The organism is Streptomyces sp. H39-C1 (assembly GCF_027158125.1).
GTDB classification, from domain to species: domain Bacteria; phylum Actinomycetota; class Actinomycetes; order Streptomycetales; family Streptomycetaceae; genus Actinacidiphila; species Actinacidiphila fildesensis.
Genome location: NZ_JAPVLS010000081.1, coordinates 31,117 through 45,399 on the forward strand (window position 1 = coordinate 31,117; position 14,283 = coordinate 45,399).

At 70.5% G+C, this 14,283-nt stretch carries 19 protein-coding genes; 2 read left to right on the top strand and 17 right to left on the bottom strand.

The window, feature by feature from the left end:
• Nucleotides 1-7: 7 nt before the first annotated feature.
• The 15 genes from O3W51_RS37145 to O3W51_RS37215 form a co-directional block, all read right to left on the bottom strand.
• The gene (locus O3W51_RS37145) at nucleotides 8-940 is read right to left on the bottom strand and encodes a DUF317 domain-containing protein (protein WP_331284121.1); all 933 of its coding nucleotides are present in this window, start codon (nucleotides 938-940) and stop codon (nucleotides 8-10) included.
• Nucleotides 940-1,320 (bottom strand): hypothetical protein, encoded by a 381-nt coding sequence (locus O3W51_RS37150; RefSeq protein WP_269288497.1) that lies wholly within the window; start codon nucleotides 1,318-1,320, stop codon nucleotides 940-942. Before O3W51_RS37150 ends, O3W51_RS37145 begins: the two co-directional genes overlap by 1 nt.
• Nucleotides 1,321-1,591: 271 nt before the next feature.
• Nucleotides 1,592-1,999 carry a hypothetical protein gene (locus O3W51_RS37155; protein WP_269288499.1) on the bottom strand — a complete coding sequence of 136 codons (408 nt, stop codon included), beginning with the start codon at nucleotides 1,997-1,999 and terminating at the stop codon, nucleotides 1,592-1,594.
• Nucleotides 2,000-2,019: 20 nt separating this feature from the next.
• Entirely contained in the window at nucleotides 2,020-2,772 is a 753-nt protein-coding gene (locus O3W51_RS37160; RefSeq protein ID WP_269288500.1) for a hypothetical protein, read from the bottom strand.
• Nucleotides 2,773-2,795: 23 nt separating this feature from the next.
• Nucleotides 2,796-3,293, bottom strand: a complete 498-nt coding sequence (locus O3W51_RS37165; protein ID WP_269288501.1) for a hypothetical protein — start codon at nucleotides 3,291-3,293, stop codon at nucleotides 2,796-2,798.
• A gap of 211 nt (nucleotides 3,294-3,504) precedes the next feature.
• Nucleotides 3,505-4,356, bottom strand: coding sequence for a relaxase/mobilization nuclease (locus O3W51_RS37170; protein ID WP_269288502.1), 852 nt, complete (start codon nucleotides 4,354-4,356; stop codon nucleotides 3,505-3,507).
• Nucleotides 4,353-4,778, bottom strand: coding sequence for a hypothetical protein (locus O3W51_RS37175; protein WP_269288503.1), 426 nt, complete (start codon nucleotides 4,776-4,778; stop codon nucleotides 4,353-4,355). The genes O3W51_RS37170 and O3W51_RS37175 overlap by 4 nt, the downstream gene beginning before the upstream one ends.
• Before the next feature lie 100 nt (nucleotides 4,779-4,878).
• The gene (locus O3W51_RS37180; RefSeq protein WP_269288504.1) at nucleotides 4,879-5,376 is read right to left on the bottom strand and encodes a hypothetical protein; all 498 of its coding nucleotides are present in this window, start codon (nucleotides 5,374-5,376) and stop codon (nucleotides 4,879-4,881) included.
• A gap of 12 nt (nucleotides 5,377-5,388) precedes the next feature.
• The gene (locus O3W51_RS37185; RefSeq protein ID WP_269288505.1) at nucleotides 5,389-6,693 is read right to left on the bottom strand and encodes an MFS transporter; all 1,305 of its coding nucleotides are present in this window, start codon (nucleotides 6,691-6,693) and stop codon (nucleotides 5,389-5,391) included.
• 26 nt (nucleotides 6,694-6,719) lie between these two features.
• Entirely contained in the window at nucleotides 6,720-7,922 is a 1,203-nt protein-coding gene (locus O3W51_RS37190; protein ID WP_443048382.1) for a hypothetical protein, read from the bottom strand.
• Nucleotides 7,923-7,984: 62 nt separating this feature from the next.
• Nucleotides 7,985-8,443: a hypothetical protein gene (locus O3W51_RS37195; protein ID WP_269288506.1), complete on the bottom strand. Its 459-nt coding sequence runs from the start codon at nucleotides 8,441-8,443 to the stop codon at nucleotides 7,985-7,987.
• Nucleotides 8,444-8,790: 347 nt separating this feature from the next.
• A complete protein-coding gene (locus O3W51_RS37200) occupies nucleotides 8,791-9,540 on the bottom strand; it encodes a glycosyltransferase family 2 protein (RefSeq protein WP_269288515.1) in 750 nt (249 codons plus the stop codon).
• 46 nt (nucleotides 9,541-9,586) lie between these two features.
• Entirely contained in the window at nucleotides 9,587-10,102 is a 516-nt protein-coding gene (locus O3W51_RS37205; RefSeq protein WP_269288507.1) for a hypothetical protein, read from the bottom strand.
• Between the two features lie 119 nt (nucleotides 10,103-10,221).
• Nucleotides 10,222-10,743: a hypothetical protein gene (locus O3W51_RS37210; protein WP_269288508.1), complete on the bottom strand. Its 522-nt coding sequence runs from the start codon at nucleotides 10,741-10,743 to the stop codon at nucleotides 10,222-10,224.
• Nucleotides 10,744-10,770: 27 nt separating this feature from the next.
• A complete protein-coding gene (locus tag O3W51_RS37215) occupies nucleotides 10,771-11,562 on the bottom strand; it encodes a hypothetical protein (RefSeq protein ID WP_269288509.1) in 792 nt (263 codons plus the stop codon).
• A gap of 254 nt (nucleotides 11,563-11,816) precedes the next feature.
• Here O3W51_RS37215 and O3W51_RS37220 point away from each other — a divergent pair, with 254 nt between their 5' ends.
• Entirely contained in the window at nucleotides 11,817-12,383 is a 567-nt protein-coding gene (locus O3W51_RS37220) for a dihydrofolate reductase family protein (protein ID WP_269288510.1), read from the top strand.
• Nucleotides 12,384-12,666: 283 nt separating this feature from the next.
• Entirely contained in the window at nucleotides 12,667-13,149 is a 483-nt protein-coding gene (locus tag O3W51_RS37225) for a WapI family immunity protein (protein ID WP_138357633.1), read from the top strand.
• On the opposite strand, the gene O3W51_RS37230 is transcribed toward O3W51_RS37225, so the two are convergent.
• Nucleotides 13,109-13,957 (bottom strand): TniQ family protein, encoded by an 849-nt coding sequence (locus O3W51_RS37230; protein ID WP_269288511.1) that lies wholly within the window; start codon nucleotides 13,955-13,957, stop codon nucleotides 13,109-13,111. The genes O3W51_RS37225 and O3W51_RS37230 overlap by 41 nt on opposite strands.
• The gene (locus O3W51_RS37235) at nucleotides 13,954-14,169 is read right to left on the bottom strand and encodes a hypothetical protein (RefSeq protein WP_443048381.1); all 216 of its coding nucleotides are present in this window, start codon (nucleotides 14,167-14,169) and stop codon (nucleotides 13,954-13,956) included. The genes O3W51_RS37230 and O3W51_RS37235 overlap by 4 nt, the downstream gene beginning before the upstream one ends.
• Nucleotides 14,170-14,283: the final 114 nt, after the last annotated feature.

A 14,283-nucleotide genomic window follows, 5' to 3' on the forward strand; every position in this document is an offset into this window, starting at 1 on the left:
GGTGCACTCATCGAGCAGCGGCTCGACGAGGGCGAACGCCTCCTGGGGGTCGGGCTTGTCGCGCAGGTATGCGGTCAGACGGGACAGCGTCTCCGTCGCGGCACGGACGGATTCCAGGGTGGGTGCGGGCATCGGACTCCTCGGGTTCAGCGGCGGGTACGGGTGCCGGCGGCATGGGGGCGGCTGCGGTGCGGGGGCGGCTAGCGCGGGTGGTGCTGCGGGCCCAGGCGGTGGCCCGGGCGGCAGTGATCCGGGCCTGCTGCCAGGCCCGGAGCTGGGAGGGCAATACGGAAACCGATGTGGTGCGGATCTGTGCGCTGTGCGGGACGCGGCCCAGCGGGCGCATCACGGGCTCGGGGCTGGAAAGGGCGGTGGAGAAGGCTTGGACCAGGTGCATGGGGGTGCTGGCGGTGAACTGGGCGCTCCAGCCGTTGCCCTGCTGGTCCTTCGCACCCGACGACCACATTGCGTTGCCGCCGGCGGCCTGGTGGTACTGCATCCACGCACTGCCGTCGGGGCTGGTCACGGTGGGATGTCCGGCGTGCGGATCATGGCGCCAGCGCTGCTCCTGCAGCGGCGCCCACACGTTGGGGGCGTGCGCGGAGCGGGGCTGGGTGAGGGCGTCGGTCAGACCGGCGACGACCTCCACCGGCGTCTGCCGGCCAAGGACCGCCCACCACTCGTGCTGATGGCCGTTCGCCTTGCCGTGGATGGTCCATCCGCCGGGCAGGACGAAGGGGTCGTAGCCGACGCGCATGGTGCGATCCGGGCTCTCCATGACCAAAGGCCCACCCGTCTTGGACTTGTCCCGCCATCCCGAAGCGCGCAGGAATTCCGAAACGTGCCGCAGATCGCCACCGCCCGCGAGGCCGCGCGGTTCGACGAGGTAGTGCTGCTCGGGCTGCTCGACCGCCCCCCAGCCTTGCGTCTGCTTTCTCATCACCGGCGCCGCCGGGCGACGAGGGGAGCAGGGGACGGCGGCTGCGCGGTGGCGGACGGGGGCTGCATGCCGACGCGCTGGAGAGTCTGCGCGTGTTCGTCCAGGTCCAGGGCGATGTCGTTGAGTTCGTTCGAGCCCCGGCCCAAAGCGAGCCACACCTCAGCCGGCAGCGCACCGCGTTCGGCTTCGTGCTGGGCGAACATGCTGCTGGTGGCCAAGAGGTAGGTGACGCCGCCCAGGAGGCCGTTGTCCGGATCCAGGACGCGGGCGATGACCTGCGTGGCCTCGCGCGGGGGCAGGTGGGCGACGTGGTCGGCAAGCTGGGTGAGCTGGCGGGTGATGTCATCGGCCATCATCACCGGGTAAGGGGTGCCGGGCATGTTCCTCCAGGTCAGGGATGGTCAGTCGTGATCGAGGCGCCCAGTCCGTTGCGTTTCGGCGAGCACGGCCTCTGGTCGTGCGCGGGCCAGAGGGAAGAGCGTTCGCGTCCGGTGGGGACGCAGGCGAGCAAGTAGTGGCGGAACGCAGCGCTCGCAAGGCGGGGCTTGCGGTGAGGGGACATCGATGGGGGTGTGCGGGGTCCTACGGAACTCTCCATGGGTCGGACGGGGCGGGGCGGCCCCGACTGGGTGCCGGGGCCGCCGGTCGGGCTTACGGGGTACGGCGGGCCGGAGGGGTGCGTGAGGGAGAGGCGGCCGGTGGCGAGTTCTGAGCGCGATGGCGGGGCTTGCCGGAGCGGATCTCCTGTACGGCCTGGTGGTAAGCGGCCTCGTCGAAGACCTCCGGGGCGCAGTTGACCTGATAGCCGTCCACCAAAAGAGCGGGGATGGCGCTGCTGGCCAGGCGCATTTGCGCGTCGGCGCTGAGGTGCTCGGGGACCTCGTGCCAGATATAGACGGGGCCCGCGGTGCGGACCTCCCGCCGCTCCAGACCGAGCTGGTCGAGCAAGTCGAGCAGTCGCCCGGGGGCGCCTGTGGCGGTGTCGGCGTGGATGGTGGTCGTCAGGGCCTTGATGTAGATCTCGACGTCGGTGCCGTACTCATCGGCCAGATTCGCCATCGACGGGTCCTCCAGTGGCCCTATCGAGTCCTGCTGGCCGGGGTACCGGTCGCAGCCGACGCCGGCGGCACCGCGGGTGTGGCGGTGGGGGCGATCCGCCCCGAGGGGTGCTGGACGGCGGTGCCGATGCCGTGCGCGTCGAGCTGGTGACCGGTCTCGCGCACGGCGCGGGCCTGCGCCTGCGTGTCGTCGCCGCTGAGACGGTAGATGCCGCTCTGGTCCTGCACGAACCCGTTGGCCGCCAGGACTTCGGCCGCCTGCTCGCCGACGGGTGCGGCGGCGAGGCTGCCGTCATGCTGCCAGGTCAGGACGACCCGCTCCGGCTGCGACGGCTGCACGCCACCCAGGAGGTTGTGGCGGACTTGGGCGAGCGCGGTGTCGTAGCGGGCGAGCAGGTCGCCCGCGACAGTTTCGGCGCCCAGGAAGGGATCGTCGGTCAGCGCGATGCCGTTGGGCTCGCGGACGGCGCGATAAGCCTCATCGGGGAGGGCGCGGGGGGCGACGGCGGCGATGAGGAATCCGCCGTGGTCGTCGTGCCGGTCCAGGACGACGAGCTGGGCGCCATCGGAACGGCTCAGGGTGGCTGCGTGCTGGAGGGGGTGCTCGGCCAGGGAGGCGGCGATGAGGTCCAGGTCCCAGGCGCGGTCGGTCAGTTCGGCGAGGTCGTCCTTGTCTTCGGGCGAGTGGTAGGTGCTGGTCCAGGTCCCCGGGAGTTCACCGGCGACGATGTCGGCGTAGGAGGCGAGGCGCTCGGAGTTTTCGTGGTCGTACATGGTGTCCTTGGGCGAGGTAGGTGTCATCGGCGCTGGCCGGCGGCCACGGGAGGCGGCGGGGCCGGAAGAGCGCGCGGCGGGGGCGGGCAGGCGCACACGGCGGAGCGTTCACGTTCGGTGGCGGGAACCTCCTGGGCGCAGGTGCTGCGGCCGGGGTGCGGGCCGTGCCGGTCGGCGAGGGCGTTGCGGGTGTCGGCCAGGTCGGTGCGGATGATGTGCAGGTGCTCGTCGGCGAGGTGGCGCAGCCGCCGGGCGATGTGCGGGTCGGCGGCTGCGCCGAGTCCTTCGTGGAACTCGGCGGTGGCGGTAAGGACTTCGGCCAGGGCGGCGAGGATGCCGTCGTGGGCGGCGGTCAGCTCGGTGAGAGCGTCGGCCGCTTCGTCGGTGGTGGTGGCGGCGCGGATGCGTTCGGCGAGGTGGGCGACGGAGCCACCCAGCGGCGGGAAGCTGGGTGGGCGGGATTCGGTATCGAAGCCCGCGTCGCAGTCGACGTGGTACCCGGCGGCCCGCAGCCGGGCCACGGCCTCGATGGCCAGGCGGGATTCGCTGTCCTCATTGAGGCCCGTCGGGGCGCGGTGGTAGGTCTCGTGGACGCGGACGACGGGGACGAACCCGGCCCGCTGCAGGATGCTGTGCGCCTGCGGATCGCCGCCACGGGCGAGGACCTCCTCGGAGTGCGGATCGCGGCGGATGTCGAGAAAACAGTCGGCGCGGGGTGGAGGAACGTTTCTCCTACGGTGATCGGTGGGTGGCGGACCGGACGGCGGGTGGTGCGGCGGCCACGCTGGGGCGGACGACCGACAGGCGGGCTGCCGTGGTGTCCAGGTCCTGCTGGATGACGTAGAGCCAGCGGGCGATCAGCTCCAGGCGGTGCGATGTGTTACCGCTGGCAGCTCCCGGCTGGCGGGCGATCCGGTGGGCGGCGTGCTCGACGAGTGAGCGCACCGTGGCCAGCGGTCCCGTGTGCTCGTCGGCGAGCTGAGACAGGATGCTCGCGAGGTGGCCCGTGGCAGTGGGAACGGGCGGGGCAAGGGGCTGTGGCGTGGGAGCGGCGGGTGCCGGGGTCAGGCGCAGGTCCCCTTCGATGCGGCGGGCCTCGCTCGAAAGGCGTTGCAGGACGCCTGCGGGCTGGGTGGCCCATTCGCCATCGAGGCGGATCAGGTTGGCGATCAGGTCGAGGTGTCCGAGTTGGGCCTGGACGGCGATCCACCGACAGCCGTTCTGGTCGCCGGGGACCTCGATGCCGGCGACGCGGGCGAGGCGGTGGGCGACCTCCGCCCACTCCGGCGGCGAGAGGTCACGGTCATCGTGGTGGAGTCGTGCGTGCAGGTGGAGGATCGCGCGCCGGTCGTCCGTGGGGCTCGCGGCGAACGGGTGCTCCAGAAGCGGGTCTTCGAGGTGTTCGGCCCATTGGGCGGACGTCCAGATCTTCTGTTCGTCGTCCAGGGTGTAGGAGTCGAGGCCCGGCCAGTGGGCGACCACCGTGTACTCGGTCAGCCCGTCATCCGGTGAGACCGGGCGGCCCAGTGCCGCGGTGAGCGGGTCGTGCGCAGTATGGGTGCGCTCGTGGACACGGAAGATCACCTGCCGCCCCGAACGTCGGCGACATGCACCAGCTGGTAGAGGGCGGTGATGGTGTACCAGCCGCAGTCGACCAGGGTGTTGTCGTCGGTGTGTTTCGGCAGGAGGTAGTCCTCCATGGCCCGCAAGTGGATCAGGCAGTCCGGGCAGCGGCGCGTGAGGTGGACGAGATAGCGGGGGTGGGCGGTGATGTACGACTGGGCTCCGCCGGTCGCGTCGCGCACCCGCCATCCGTCCTCGTCGGTCGGGCCGTGCCAGGAGGAGGCGACCACGCGCAGCGCATCCCCCCACAGCTCCCCGCCGGCGACCCCCCTCAGGACGACGACCTGGTCGCCGGCTTGGAAATGGCCGTGGGTGATGTCCCGGTCGGGGGTGAACGGGTCGGGCGTCGCAGCGAACGCCGGGGTGGGCGGGGGCAGGGTCATCCGGTTCCTTCCACGTGAGACGTGATGCGGTGGGAGGAACAATGGTCCGGAAGATCGCCGGTTTGGCTAACCGGCGATCCCCGGCTATGTTCCCCCTCCGTCAGCGAAACGGGTTCTCAGTCCCCCGGTCGTCCTCGCTCGCGGCATCGAGGAGTTCGAGCAGGTCAGAGCCCTCTGCGGCCCTCTGATCAATCCACCAGCCGGCCCGCGAGATGGCCCGCGCCTTCTCCTCCAGGTCCGCCCAGTCCGCCTCGTCCCAGGTCCCCTCGACAACCAGCGCGGTATGCGCGGCGGTCATCAACTGGTGGCGAGAGCGCGCACCCCAGTCCAGGGCCCTCTCCGGCCCTTCCAGCGGCGGCATGTCGAACTTCTGCGCCCACTCGACGGCAGCCTGCTGCTCCTGGGCACGCTTGACGGCGAGCCACTCTTCCTTGGATGCGCCATCGGTATCGCGCGCTGCTTTCCAGCAGTCAGAGCAGTCCTTCGTCGCGAGCCAGCGCGCGAATCCAGCCCGCTTGTCGGCGGGACGGTCGGACAGATCGTGGTCGACTTCGTGGGAACAAGGGTGCTGGACGGTCCAATGGGTGCGCACTGCCATAGATGGCTCTCCTCAAGTAAGTGGGACGGAAGCGGTGTTGAGCTGCTGTTCAGGGGATGTTGCTTCGGCCTGGGGCCGCGCGGTGGTGCCGGCAGTGCCGGGAAGGGGCCCGGCCGGGCGCAGGTGCGGGCGCGCGGCGAGCAGGATGGTGAGTGCGAAGGCGGCGCCGGCGGCGGGGAGTGCGGCGCTGGCGAGGTGGTGCTCGGCGAGGCGTCCGGCCAGCGCAGTGCCGGTGGACTGCCCGGCGCCGATCGACAGGATGAGCCACGCGTACGCCTCGCTGGTGCGGCCGGCAGGTGCGAGGGTGTCCGTGGTCAAGAACGCGCAGGCGACTATGACGGTGAGGAACGCCCCGGGCACGATGACCGCGGCGGTGGCCGCGCCCGGGCCCAAGACGGCCAATAGGGGGAGCCACCCGGCCAGGAACGCCGCCCCACCGGTGATCAGCCGGCTGGTGGTGGTGCCCTTCCACGTACGGCGTCCGTAGACGAGACCGCCCAGGAGGCTGCCGGTGGAGAAGGCGGCGGGGATGATCCCGGACAGCATGCTCTGTCCGTGCTGCTCGGCCAGGGCGACGGACCAGACGTTCATCGCTCCGATCGCGAACCCGACCCCGGCAAGGGAGATGAACAGCAGCACCAGGCGCAGGCTGATCAATCGGCGGCCCGGCCCGCCGTCGGTGGCGGCCTGTACGGGGCGTCGGCGCCGGGAGGGCGGTGCCAGGGCGACGACGGCGGTGCCGATCAGGCCGAGGGCGGCGGTGACGACCAGCGCGCAGGATGGCGCGTACGCGGCGGTGAGTGCGGCGACGAGCAGCGGGCCGACGATGTACAGCAGGCCCTGGCTGCCGGTGTCGAGGGCGAGTGCGGCGTGTCGCATCCGGGGGTTGGGCAGCACGGTCGGCCACAGGGCCCGGAGCCCGGCTTCCAGGGACGGTGTGGTCAGGCCCGCGGCGACGACGATCGCGGTGCTCAGCGCCGGCCCGCCGTGGTGCCCGGTCGCCGCGAGAGCAACCAGGAGCATGGCGTTGAGCAGGGCCGCCGGCAGGTGCACGGCGGTCTGTCCGTGGCGGTCCATCAGGCGCCCCTTGACCGGCTGGGCCAGTGACGACGCCAGCCCGTACAGGGCGCTGAGCAGTCCACCGAGGGCGATGCTGCCTCCGGAGGCGGTCGCCCACAGCACGATGGCGACGGGAGCCATGGCGTTGGGGAGGCGGCCGGTGAGGGTGCCGCCGAGGAGTCGGGCGACGTGCGGGCTGCCCAGCACCGCGTGGTAGGTGATGCGCGGTGCCGGGGTTGAGGGTGCGGTCGGGGACAACGGGGGCTTTCTGGGAGCTGGGGCGGTTATGGCCGGCGCGCGGTTGTGAGGGTGTGGGGTGGCGGCGCGACTGGAGGAGTCGTTTCCAGGGCGGGGCGCGGGCGTATCCGCGGAGGTTTCGGGACGCGGTGCGGCGGTAGGACGGCGACGGTGGCGCCGAGGGCCTCTGCCGTGTCGTGGACCTCGTGCATCAGGGAGTCGAGCTGCCGTGCGAGTGCGTGGATCCGGGCGCCGATCTGCTGGCTCCGCACTGTGCCGAGGGCGTCGGAGAACTCCTCGGCGGCGTAGAGGATGTGTCCCAGGCGGACCATCGCACCGGCGCCGGGGCCCTCTTGCGTGGCGCTGAGCAGGACCTCGGAGACGTCGCCGGCGGTACGGGCTTCGACCACCTCCCGGAGCAGTTCCTGCAGGGGCCGCTCGGGGACTGGCTCTGGGCGGTTGAACCGGGACGCGGCGTCGGGCCGTAGGACTCCGGGCGGCACTGCTCGGGGCAGCGCCTGCCCGGCCGCGTACTCATGGATGTAGTGCCCGATGATCTCCCAGTCCGAGGCGTCCGGGTCTCCGGCGAGCGCGACCACCGTGGACTCGTCGTCCTCGACGAGGTACGCGAGCGTGATGCGGCGGCCGTCGGCCACATGCCACGACTCGATCAAGTCCAGTTCCCCGCCTTGCCGTAGCGCGGCGTGCGCTCGTGCGGTCCAGCTCTGCCGCTCCTGATAGGTCAGCCCAGGTTCGGGCTCGTGGTGCTGATCGGCCAGGTCGGCGGCGATGGATCCGTAGTCCGCCCAGGCGGCGAGGTGAGGCCACACCAGGGCGTACTGGACACGCTGCGCGGCCGAGTCAGGCACGGCGGGATGGTCGAGAACGCGGACGATCTCGGTGTGGGAGGTGGCGAGCGAGTCGAGCACCTCACGCCATGCGCTGAGGGGCCCGGAGGGCGGCAGTTCGTCGAGAGCACGGTGTGCGGCGCCGATCAGGGCGTCGGCGTGCGGGGCGAGGTGGGTGGCGTATGCCTCGACCGCTGACCGGTTGCGGTGGGCGAGGGCGGCTGCCGCGGCGTCCGGGTTCACGGTGCGCCCGTAGCGGTCCCGGGTGATGTCGAGCGCGGTCTGGGTCCCACTGTCGATGACCGCCATCATCAACCGGAAGTCGCGCGCTCGGGCGGTGAGGACGTCCACCGCAGGAATGGGGGTGTCGGAGATGGGGTCCTCCTGGTGGGCGGGGGTCAGTGGCGGTCGGTCTCGGCTCGGCGGTCCGTTCGCAGGTGATGCGGTTGGATCGCTGCCAGGGTTCATCGGGGGCGTCCGGTGCCCGGGACCGCCCAGTGGATGGTCGGTGCGTAGGTGGGCTTCGGCGGGATCGGCCGGGCCGACGGCGGCGCAGTGGTGGGTGCCGGACTGCGCTGTGGCGATCGGCTGGCGGCGGCCTGCGCGAGGCGGCTGCGACGCTCCAGCAGCCCGTCCGGCAAGGCGGGCCGCGGGGAGCTGACCGAGGTTGCGGGGTCGAGGGAGAGGTCGGCATGCACGGCATATCCGAGACGGCGAAGATCCTGTACGGCCTGGCGTGTGCGGCGCGGGCCGTCACGCTCGGGTTCGCTAAGCCGAAACAGCCTGGGCTGGTGGGGGACGGGCTCGAACTGCTCGCGGACCAGGAACCATTCGGCGAGGTGCGGGGTCACGGAAGGTGTGAAGGAGGCGACGAAACCGTGCTCGTCATGGGTGCCGAAGACGAAGTGGGCGGCAGGGTCCAAAGGGGCGGCTCCTCAGGCTAGTGGTGGTTTCGGGAGGGGCCTGTTCGCCCGACGCGATGACGACGATGGCCGCGCTCCTGCAGTGGGACAGGTGACCCCCGCGTCAGCCGCAGCTCAGGGCCTCGTGTAGGTTCCGCAGATTCGCGAGCACTCGCGAGCCCCTGACCTGCGGCATCGGTCACGGTGGGAACTCCTCGCCACCTGCTCCGTCGCGGGATCATGAGCAATGCGCCCCGATTGGCGTGGACTTCGAGGCCGGACGCCCCACAGAAACCGCAGGTCACGAGATCCATTGCTCACCGAACCGTGGAAATGCTCGATCGGTGCTCATGATCACGCGGAAAAGCTCACGGACCTGCGGTCCCTACAACCTCGCGATTGCGAAGGACGGCGCGCAGGCTGCGGCCGTAGTGCCATGCATGCTCTCTGGCCGCAGCCTCCAACTGGTCGTACCCGAACTGTGCAGTCATTTGTCTCGAATGCTGCCGATATCTGTAAACAGGAACGGGCAGCAGGATCCCGGGAGCAAGCGTGCAGACGCCGACGGCAGCGCAATAGTCTTCGCCTTGCACGAGGCCGCCCATCGGGGCGGCGCGTACGAGGTCGGTGCGCGCGAGGATCGTGGTCGGCCCGATCGGGATGGTGTCCGCGGGGGACTTCCAGTACGTCCATACGTCGCCGGCTTCGTGGCGGCCGGGCGGCGTGGGGCACCGCCACAGGGTGGTCGAGTTGTCGGGGTGAAGATCCTCGCTCCATCCTGCGCACCAGCCCACCCCGGCTGACTCCAGAGCTTTCAGGCGCACAATCATGGCGTCGTCGGCGAATTCGTCGTCATCATCGGCCCAGTTCACGTACTTGGTTCGGACTTGGCCGAGACCCAGGTTCCGCGCACAAGCGGCCCCCACGGGACGGGGTAGGGCGAGGACGCGGACCCGCGGGTCTGCCGCGAGCGGCGCCGGCAGGCGTTCAGGATCGGCACCGTCGACAGCGATCACCGCCTCCCAGGGGACGGCCTGGCGGGTGAGGCTTGCGTGCATGGCGGTCAGGTAGTCCAGGCGGTCCTCGCGCAGGCGGGTGGCGATGACGACGGTGATCAGGGGAGCGGCGTACGAGGGCAGGAAGGACTCCGGGGGACGGGGGTGGCTAGCGGCGGTTGGTGTGCCGCGGGGCGCCGGCCTGCGCCGTGGCCGCGGCGGGCGCGCTGCGGGGTGGTGCCGCGTGGGCCGGCTGGATGATTGGGGCGGGTGCGATGGGGACCCAGTGCGCGGGGTGGTCGCTGAAGTTGGTGCGCGGGTCTGTGGTCCAGTCCACGAGTTGGCCGGAGCCTTCGTGGGGCGCGCTGATCACTTCGATGCCGTGCTGGTGCAGGATGTAGCCCCATTGCATGTCCTGCGCGTCGGCGGTGTCGTCGGTGACCGTCATGCGCACCGGTGGGGATCCGTCGGGGGTGATCAGGTGGTCCAGCGTGCTGCTGGGCCACTGTTCGCCGCCGGTCAGCGCGGTGATGAGCGCGGGTGGGGCGCCGTCGAGGAGATCGGTGCCCAGCTCGTCCCAGCCGACGGCGACGTCATCGATGAGGTGACGGACCATGGCCTGCAGGTCGCGCCCGAACTTGTGCTGGTAGGCGGCCAGGAGCAGGGGAAGATGGTGGCTGGGCACACCGTCGAGGTGGACGTAAATGCCGCTGTAACCAGGCGCGGTGGTGGGGCGGGCGATGAAGGAACGTGTGGACAGCGAGGTCTCCAGGCCGCAGGGCGGATATCAGTTCTTTGGGGCGGTCAGTGCGATGGCCCGCGCCGGGGAGCCTGGCCGGGCGCAGGCATGGCCGGACCGGAGGCCGGGGCCTTCGGGGCTGGCGCAGGGTCGTACTGGGCCCGTAGCGATTCCAGGTCGGCGTGGTCCGCGATGACCAGTACGGACAGGCTGCGGCTGGCCGCTTCCCGAAGCAGCTTGGGCGGCGAGCCCTTGGCCGCCGCGTGGTACTGGCCGCGCCAGTGGGCGGCAGCCACGAGGTAGTCACTCACCGCACGGAGCGCCGGTTCGGCGGCGTCCAGGAGGCGGCTGGTGACGGCGTGCGCCTCGGCGGGTGTCTCGGCCGCGGCGAGTGCGGCGATGTAGGGGGCGGGGTCTGGGCCGGGCAGTGGGCCGTCCGGCAGCTGGTGCTCGGCGAGGAAGGGTGTGGCGTCCCGCCGCGCCCACCGGAGCAGGTCGGCGCGGGTGGCGATGCCGTAGCGGGCGGCGGCGATCTGATCGGCGTCGCGTCCGGCGTTGTCGTACAGCTCGAAATCGGGATGGGTCAAGGACAGTCCGTTCTTGGGGCTGGGGGCCTATGCGAGGTTCGGCTGCCGGGAAGCGGCCGGCGGGCCGGAGGCGTCGGTGCGGGCGCACGTGTAGCCGATCAGCCGGGAGGGGGCGCCCTTCGCGGGGACCGTGGCGGCGTCGTTGCAGACGAACGTGTACTGGATGGAGCTGCGCGGCACGTCGTGGAGCCAGGCCCGGTCGTCCTTGTTCGGGGTGATCTGCAGACCGAGGCGTGCGACGGTGTCGGTCTGGGTGTGCGTGTGGGAGAAGAGGATCAGGGCGCCGCCATCGGTGGTCTTGAGCGCGTAGGCGTCGGTGTAGCGGTTGGTGGCGCCGGCGAAGACGCTGGTGCCCAGCTTTCCGTACTGGTTGCCAGTCGTGTCGTGGACGTGGATCTGCCGCTTGCTCGCCTCGGTCGGCGCGAAGACCTTCGTGCCGGTGTTCGCACCTCCTGTGGCGAAGTTGTCGAGGACCGCGGCGCGCAGGAGGTCGGGGCCGGCCGCGAGCTGCTGGAGGTCGTTGGCGGCGACGGCGGTGGCGTAGCCGTTCTGGTCGAGGGTGACATTCGGCAGCGTCTTAGAGTCGAGGTCGACGACGGAGACCATCTCCCAGCGCTTGTTCGAGGGGCTTTCGGCGAATACCGCGAGGCGGGAAGGAGCCGTGCCCCTCTGCTCCGACAGGGCAGCGGCGAACCAGCGGTCCTGCCCGGGGGCCAGGCGCGGGATGTAAAGCTTGGCGCTCGCGGTGTCATACGACCACGCCTTGTACGGCGTACGGTCGGCCTTGGGCAGGCCCTCGGCCTCGGTGTAGGGTCTCACCGCGCGTGACATGTCGATCTTGCGTGACCTGGGCGTTCTTGGCTGTCTCACGGCCTTGTCACCCATGACAGTCTCAAATCCGTGGCATTTCCTCGCGAGGGCGAGGTCGAGATCAGGCGGCTTGCCCGAGTCGGCCGAGTACACCACGCTGAGCCCCGAGCACGAGGACTACCGGCGAGCCCAGATCGCGCACCGATGAGTTTCCCGCGCCACGCTGGTCTATACGCCGGACACCCACGGACGGAAGGCGGGCCATGCGGAAACTGATCTACGGCATGAACCTGACCCTGGACGGCTACATCGCCGCGCCCGGCGACGACATCGGCTGGAGCGGACCTCCGAGCGACGAGCTGTTCCAGTGGTGGCTCGACCACGAGCAGGCGAGTGGCCTGTCGCTGTATGGGCGCAAGCTGTGGGAGACGATGAGCTCCTACTGGCCGACCGTCGACCAGCAGCCCAACGCCACCCCGGCGGAGATCGAGTTCGCGCGCCGCTGGCGGGACACACCGAAGGTGGTGTTCTCCTCGACGATCGACAAGGTCGACTGGAACACCCGCCTGGTCACCGGCGACGCGATCGCCGAGATCACCCGGCTCAAGGCCGAGGACGGCGGCCCGATGAACATCGGCGGCGCAACGCTCGCCGGGGCGGCCATGCGCGCCGGGCTGATCGACGAGTACGCGATCGCCGCCCATCCGGTCCTGGTGGGCGGCGGCACGCCGTTCTTCACCGCGCTGGACAGCTGGGTGAACCTGAACCTGGTGGAGACGCGGACGTTTCCCGGCGGCGTGGTCCTGACCAGGTACGAGACGAGGCGCTGAGCAGCAGCACCTGTCCCGTCTCATTCACCACGTCATGAGAATGCTCTGTGAGCTGGGTGTTGACAGGTCTGACTGAGATTCCGTTCCCTGGGTGACGTGCCGAGACGCGGAGCGCTTGTCGGGCGACGCTGGCAGTCTCACCGATCACGGCTGATGTCGTGGCGCTGAGCTGTGGTTCGTCAGCTTGGCTGAGACGCCGAAGAGGCGGTTCTCGCTGGACCTGACTGTTTCTTGGGGCGCGGCCTCGGTGCCTGGCGGCCTCGCTGCGTGGAATCCTGGGTTGATGAGGTTGATCGGTAGCGACGGGCACGGTGTCGAGCTGGGTGTTGTGGGCTACCAGTTCCCCGATGCGGTTGACCCGCGCCAGCGGCAGAGCTGGCTGGTCGTCGAGGGGTCTGCCCACTGTCCGCGGGGGACATGGTCGTTCCGCTGGCAGGCGTTGACCGCGGACGACGCCGTCGAGTTGGGGCGGTGGCTCGGTCGGGCGGCGACCCAACCCTCCGGTGTTGGACGCGACGGCAGCGGCCGGTTGGACTTCACCGAGCCCAACTTGGCCTTCGCCTTCACCTGGATCGATGCGGGTCTGCTCGAACTGCGCGTCAGCCTGGACTTGGAGTTCTCGCCTCCCTGGCGACGCCAGGCCCGGTCGGGCGAGCCGTTCGTGGTCACGTGCCGGCTGACGGCCGAGTCAGTGTCGACGGCGGCGACTGAGTGGGCGGCCGAGATCAAGCCCTATCCGCCTGTAGGTGGCGCCAACGCGTACTGATGCCGGGCGGCAGGTCCTGGGCCGCGACAGCCAGACGCTGGGCAATCTCGGCCTGAAGACCGTGATGTCCGCGCCAGTGAGGTGAGGCGAACAGGCTGGTCAGGGCAATGGTCTCGGGGTAGGTGGCGAGCTCGATGCGGTCTTCGTCGGGACGATGGGGATCTCCGTAGGGGTCCTCCGGCAGGGTGTCCAAGCGGCGGGTCCAGCGCTGATGCAGTGTTGATGGGTCGGCCTCCCGGAACCACTGGGCTGTGATCTTGCGGGCGTGGAGGTAGTCCACGGCGATGAAGGAGTCCCTGCTGCGGCCGACCAGCCGTCGGTGCCGAAGGTCGGTGGACGTGATCTCGGGGAGCGCGGACAGGTCGTGTTGGTTGCCCCCGAGGAGCCAGAGCCGGTGCCGGTGGCAGACACCTTCATGGGGGCCAGTGGTGCGGACCACGAGTCCATGGACGCTGCGATGGGCCATGCAGAGGCGGCAGGCCGGGCGGCATCGCGGTTCGGCCAGTTCCTCAACGGTCAGAGGTGGTCGGCGCTGTCCGGGTTCCCGAACTGCGGCCAGCACGGGCATCGCGTGGACCAGGGCCGGGATGCTTCTCCCGGTCAGCGTCGCCAGTCGGGGCAGGGCGGCGGGGGTCCAGTTGCCGACGCGGTTGTCGTCGCGCCGGTGGCGACGGTTGGGGCCGATCAGGAACGAGAGGTGGCCGACAGTAAGGTGGTTGGCGTCGGCGAGGCGGTTGAGGTAGGAGCCGATCGTCTCGCGGTGGACGGGCGGCAGCGTGACGGGCAGGGTCCGCAGGTGGCTGGTCACGCGGTCCTTCTCGCTTCGCGGGAGCGGCGTTGGCGGGCGCGCGGGAGGTTCTGCTGTTCGGCGCTCTCGTCGAGGTCGACGGCTTCCAGGCCGGTGCGGGTGATCTTCTCGGTGCCGTCCAGGATGGCGTCCAGGGCGGCCTCGCGGACCAGGTGGGACAGGCTGCCGATCATGCCTGCGGTTCGGTCGTGCAGGTAGGTGTCGGGGTACACGTGAACGTCCCCAGCCTCGTACGGATGAAAAGGGACAGTTGCTGATGCGGTGAGACATGCTGCTCGGCACTCTGATGCTTGGTCGATTCGGGCGGCGGAGGGGGCTGGCAGTGG

What these genes read in the sequence shown, in the direction of transcription:
- O3W51_RS37145 (WP_331284121.1), bottom strand. Translation starts at nt 940, where the DNA reads ATGAGAAAGCAGACGCAAGGCTGGGGGGCGGTCGAGCAGCCCGAGCAG.
- O3W51_RS37150 (WP_269288497.1), bottom strand. Translation starts at nt 1,320, where the DNA reads ATGCCCGGCACCCCTTACCCGGTGATGATGGCCGATGACATCACCCGC.
- O3W51_RS37155 (WP_269288499.1), bottom strand. Translation starts at nt 1,999, where the DNA reads ATGGCGAATCTGGCCGATGAGTACGGCACCGACGTCGAGATCTACATC.
- O3W51_RS37160 (WP_269288500.1), bottom strand. Translation starts at nt 2,772, where the DNA reads ATGTACGACCACGAAAACTCCGAGCGCCTCGCCTCCTACGCCGACATC.
- O3W51_RS37175 (WP_269288503.1), bottom strand. Translation starts at nt 4,778, where the DNA reads ATGACCCTGCCCCCGCCCACCCCGGCGTTCGCTGCGACGCCCGACCCG.
- O3W51_RS37180 (WP_269288504.1), bottom strand. Translation starts at nt 5,376, where the DNA reads ATGGCAGTGCGCACCCATTGGACCGTCCAGCACCCTTGTTCCCACGAA.
- O3W51_RS37220 (WP_269288510.1), top strand. Translation starts at nt 11,817, where the DNA reads ATGCGGAAACTGATCTACGGCATGAACCTGACCCTGGACGGCTACATC.
- O3W51_RS37225 (WP_138357633.1), top strand. Translation starts at nt 12,667, where the DNA reads ATGAGGTTGATCGGTAGCGACGGGCACGGTGTCGAGCTGGGTGTTGTG.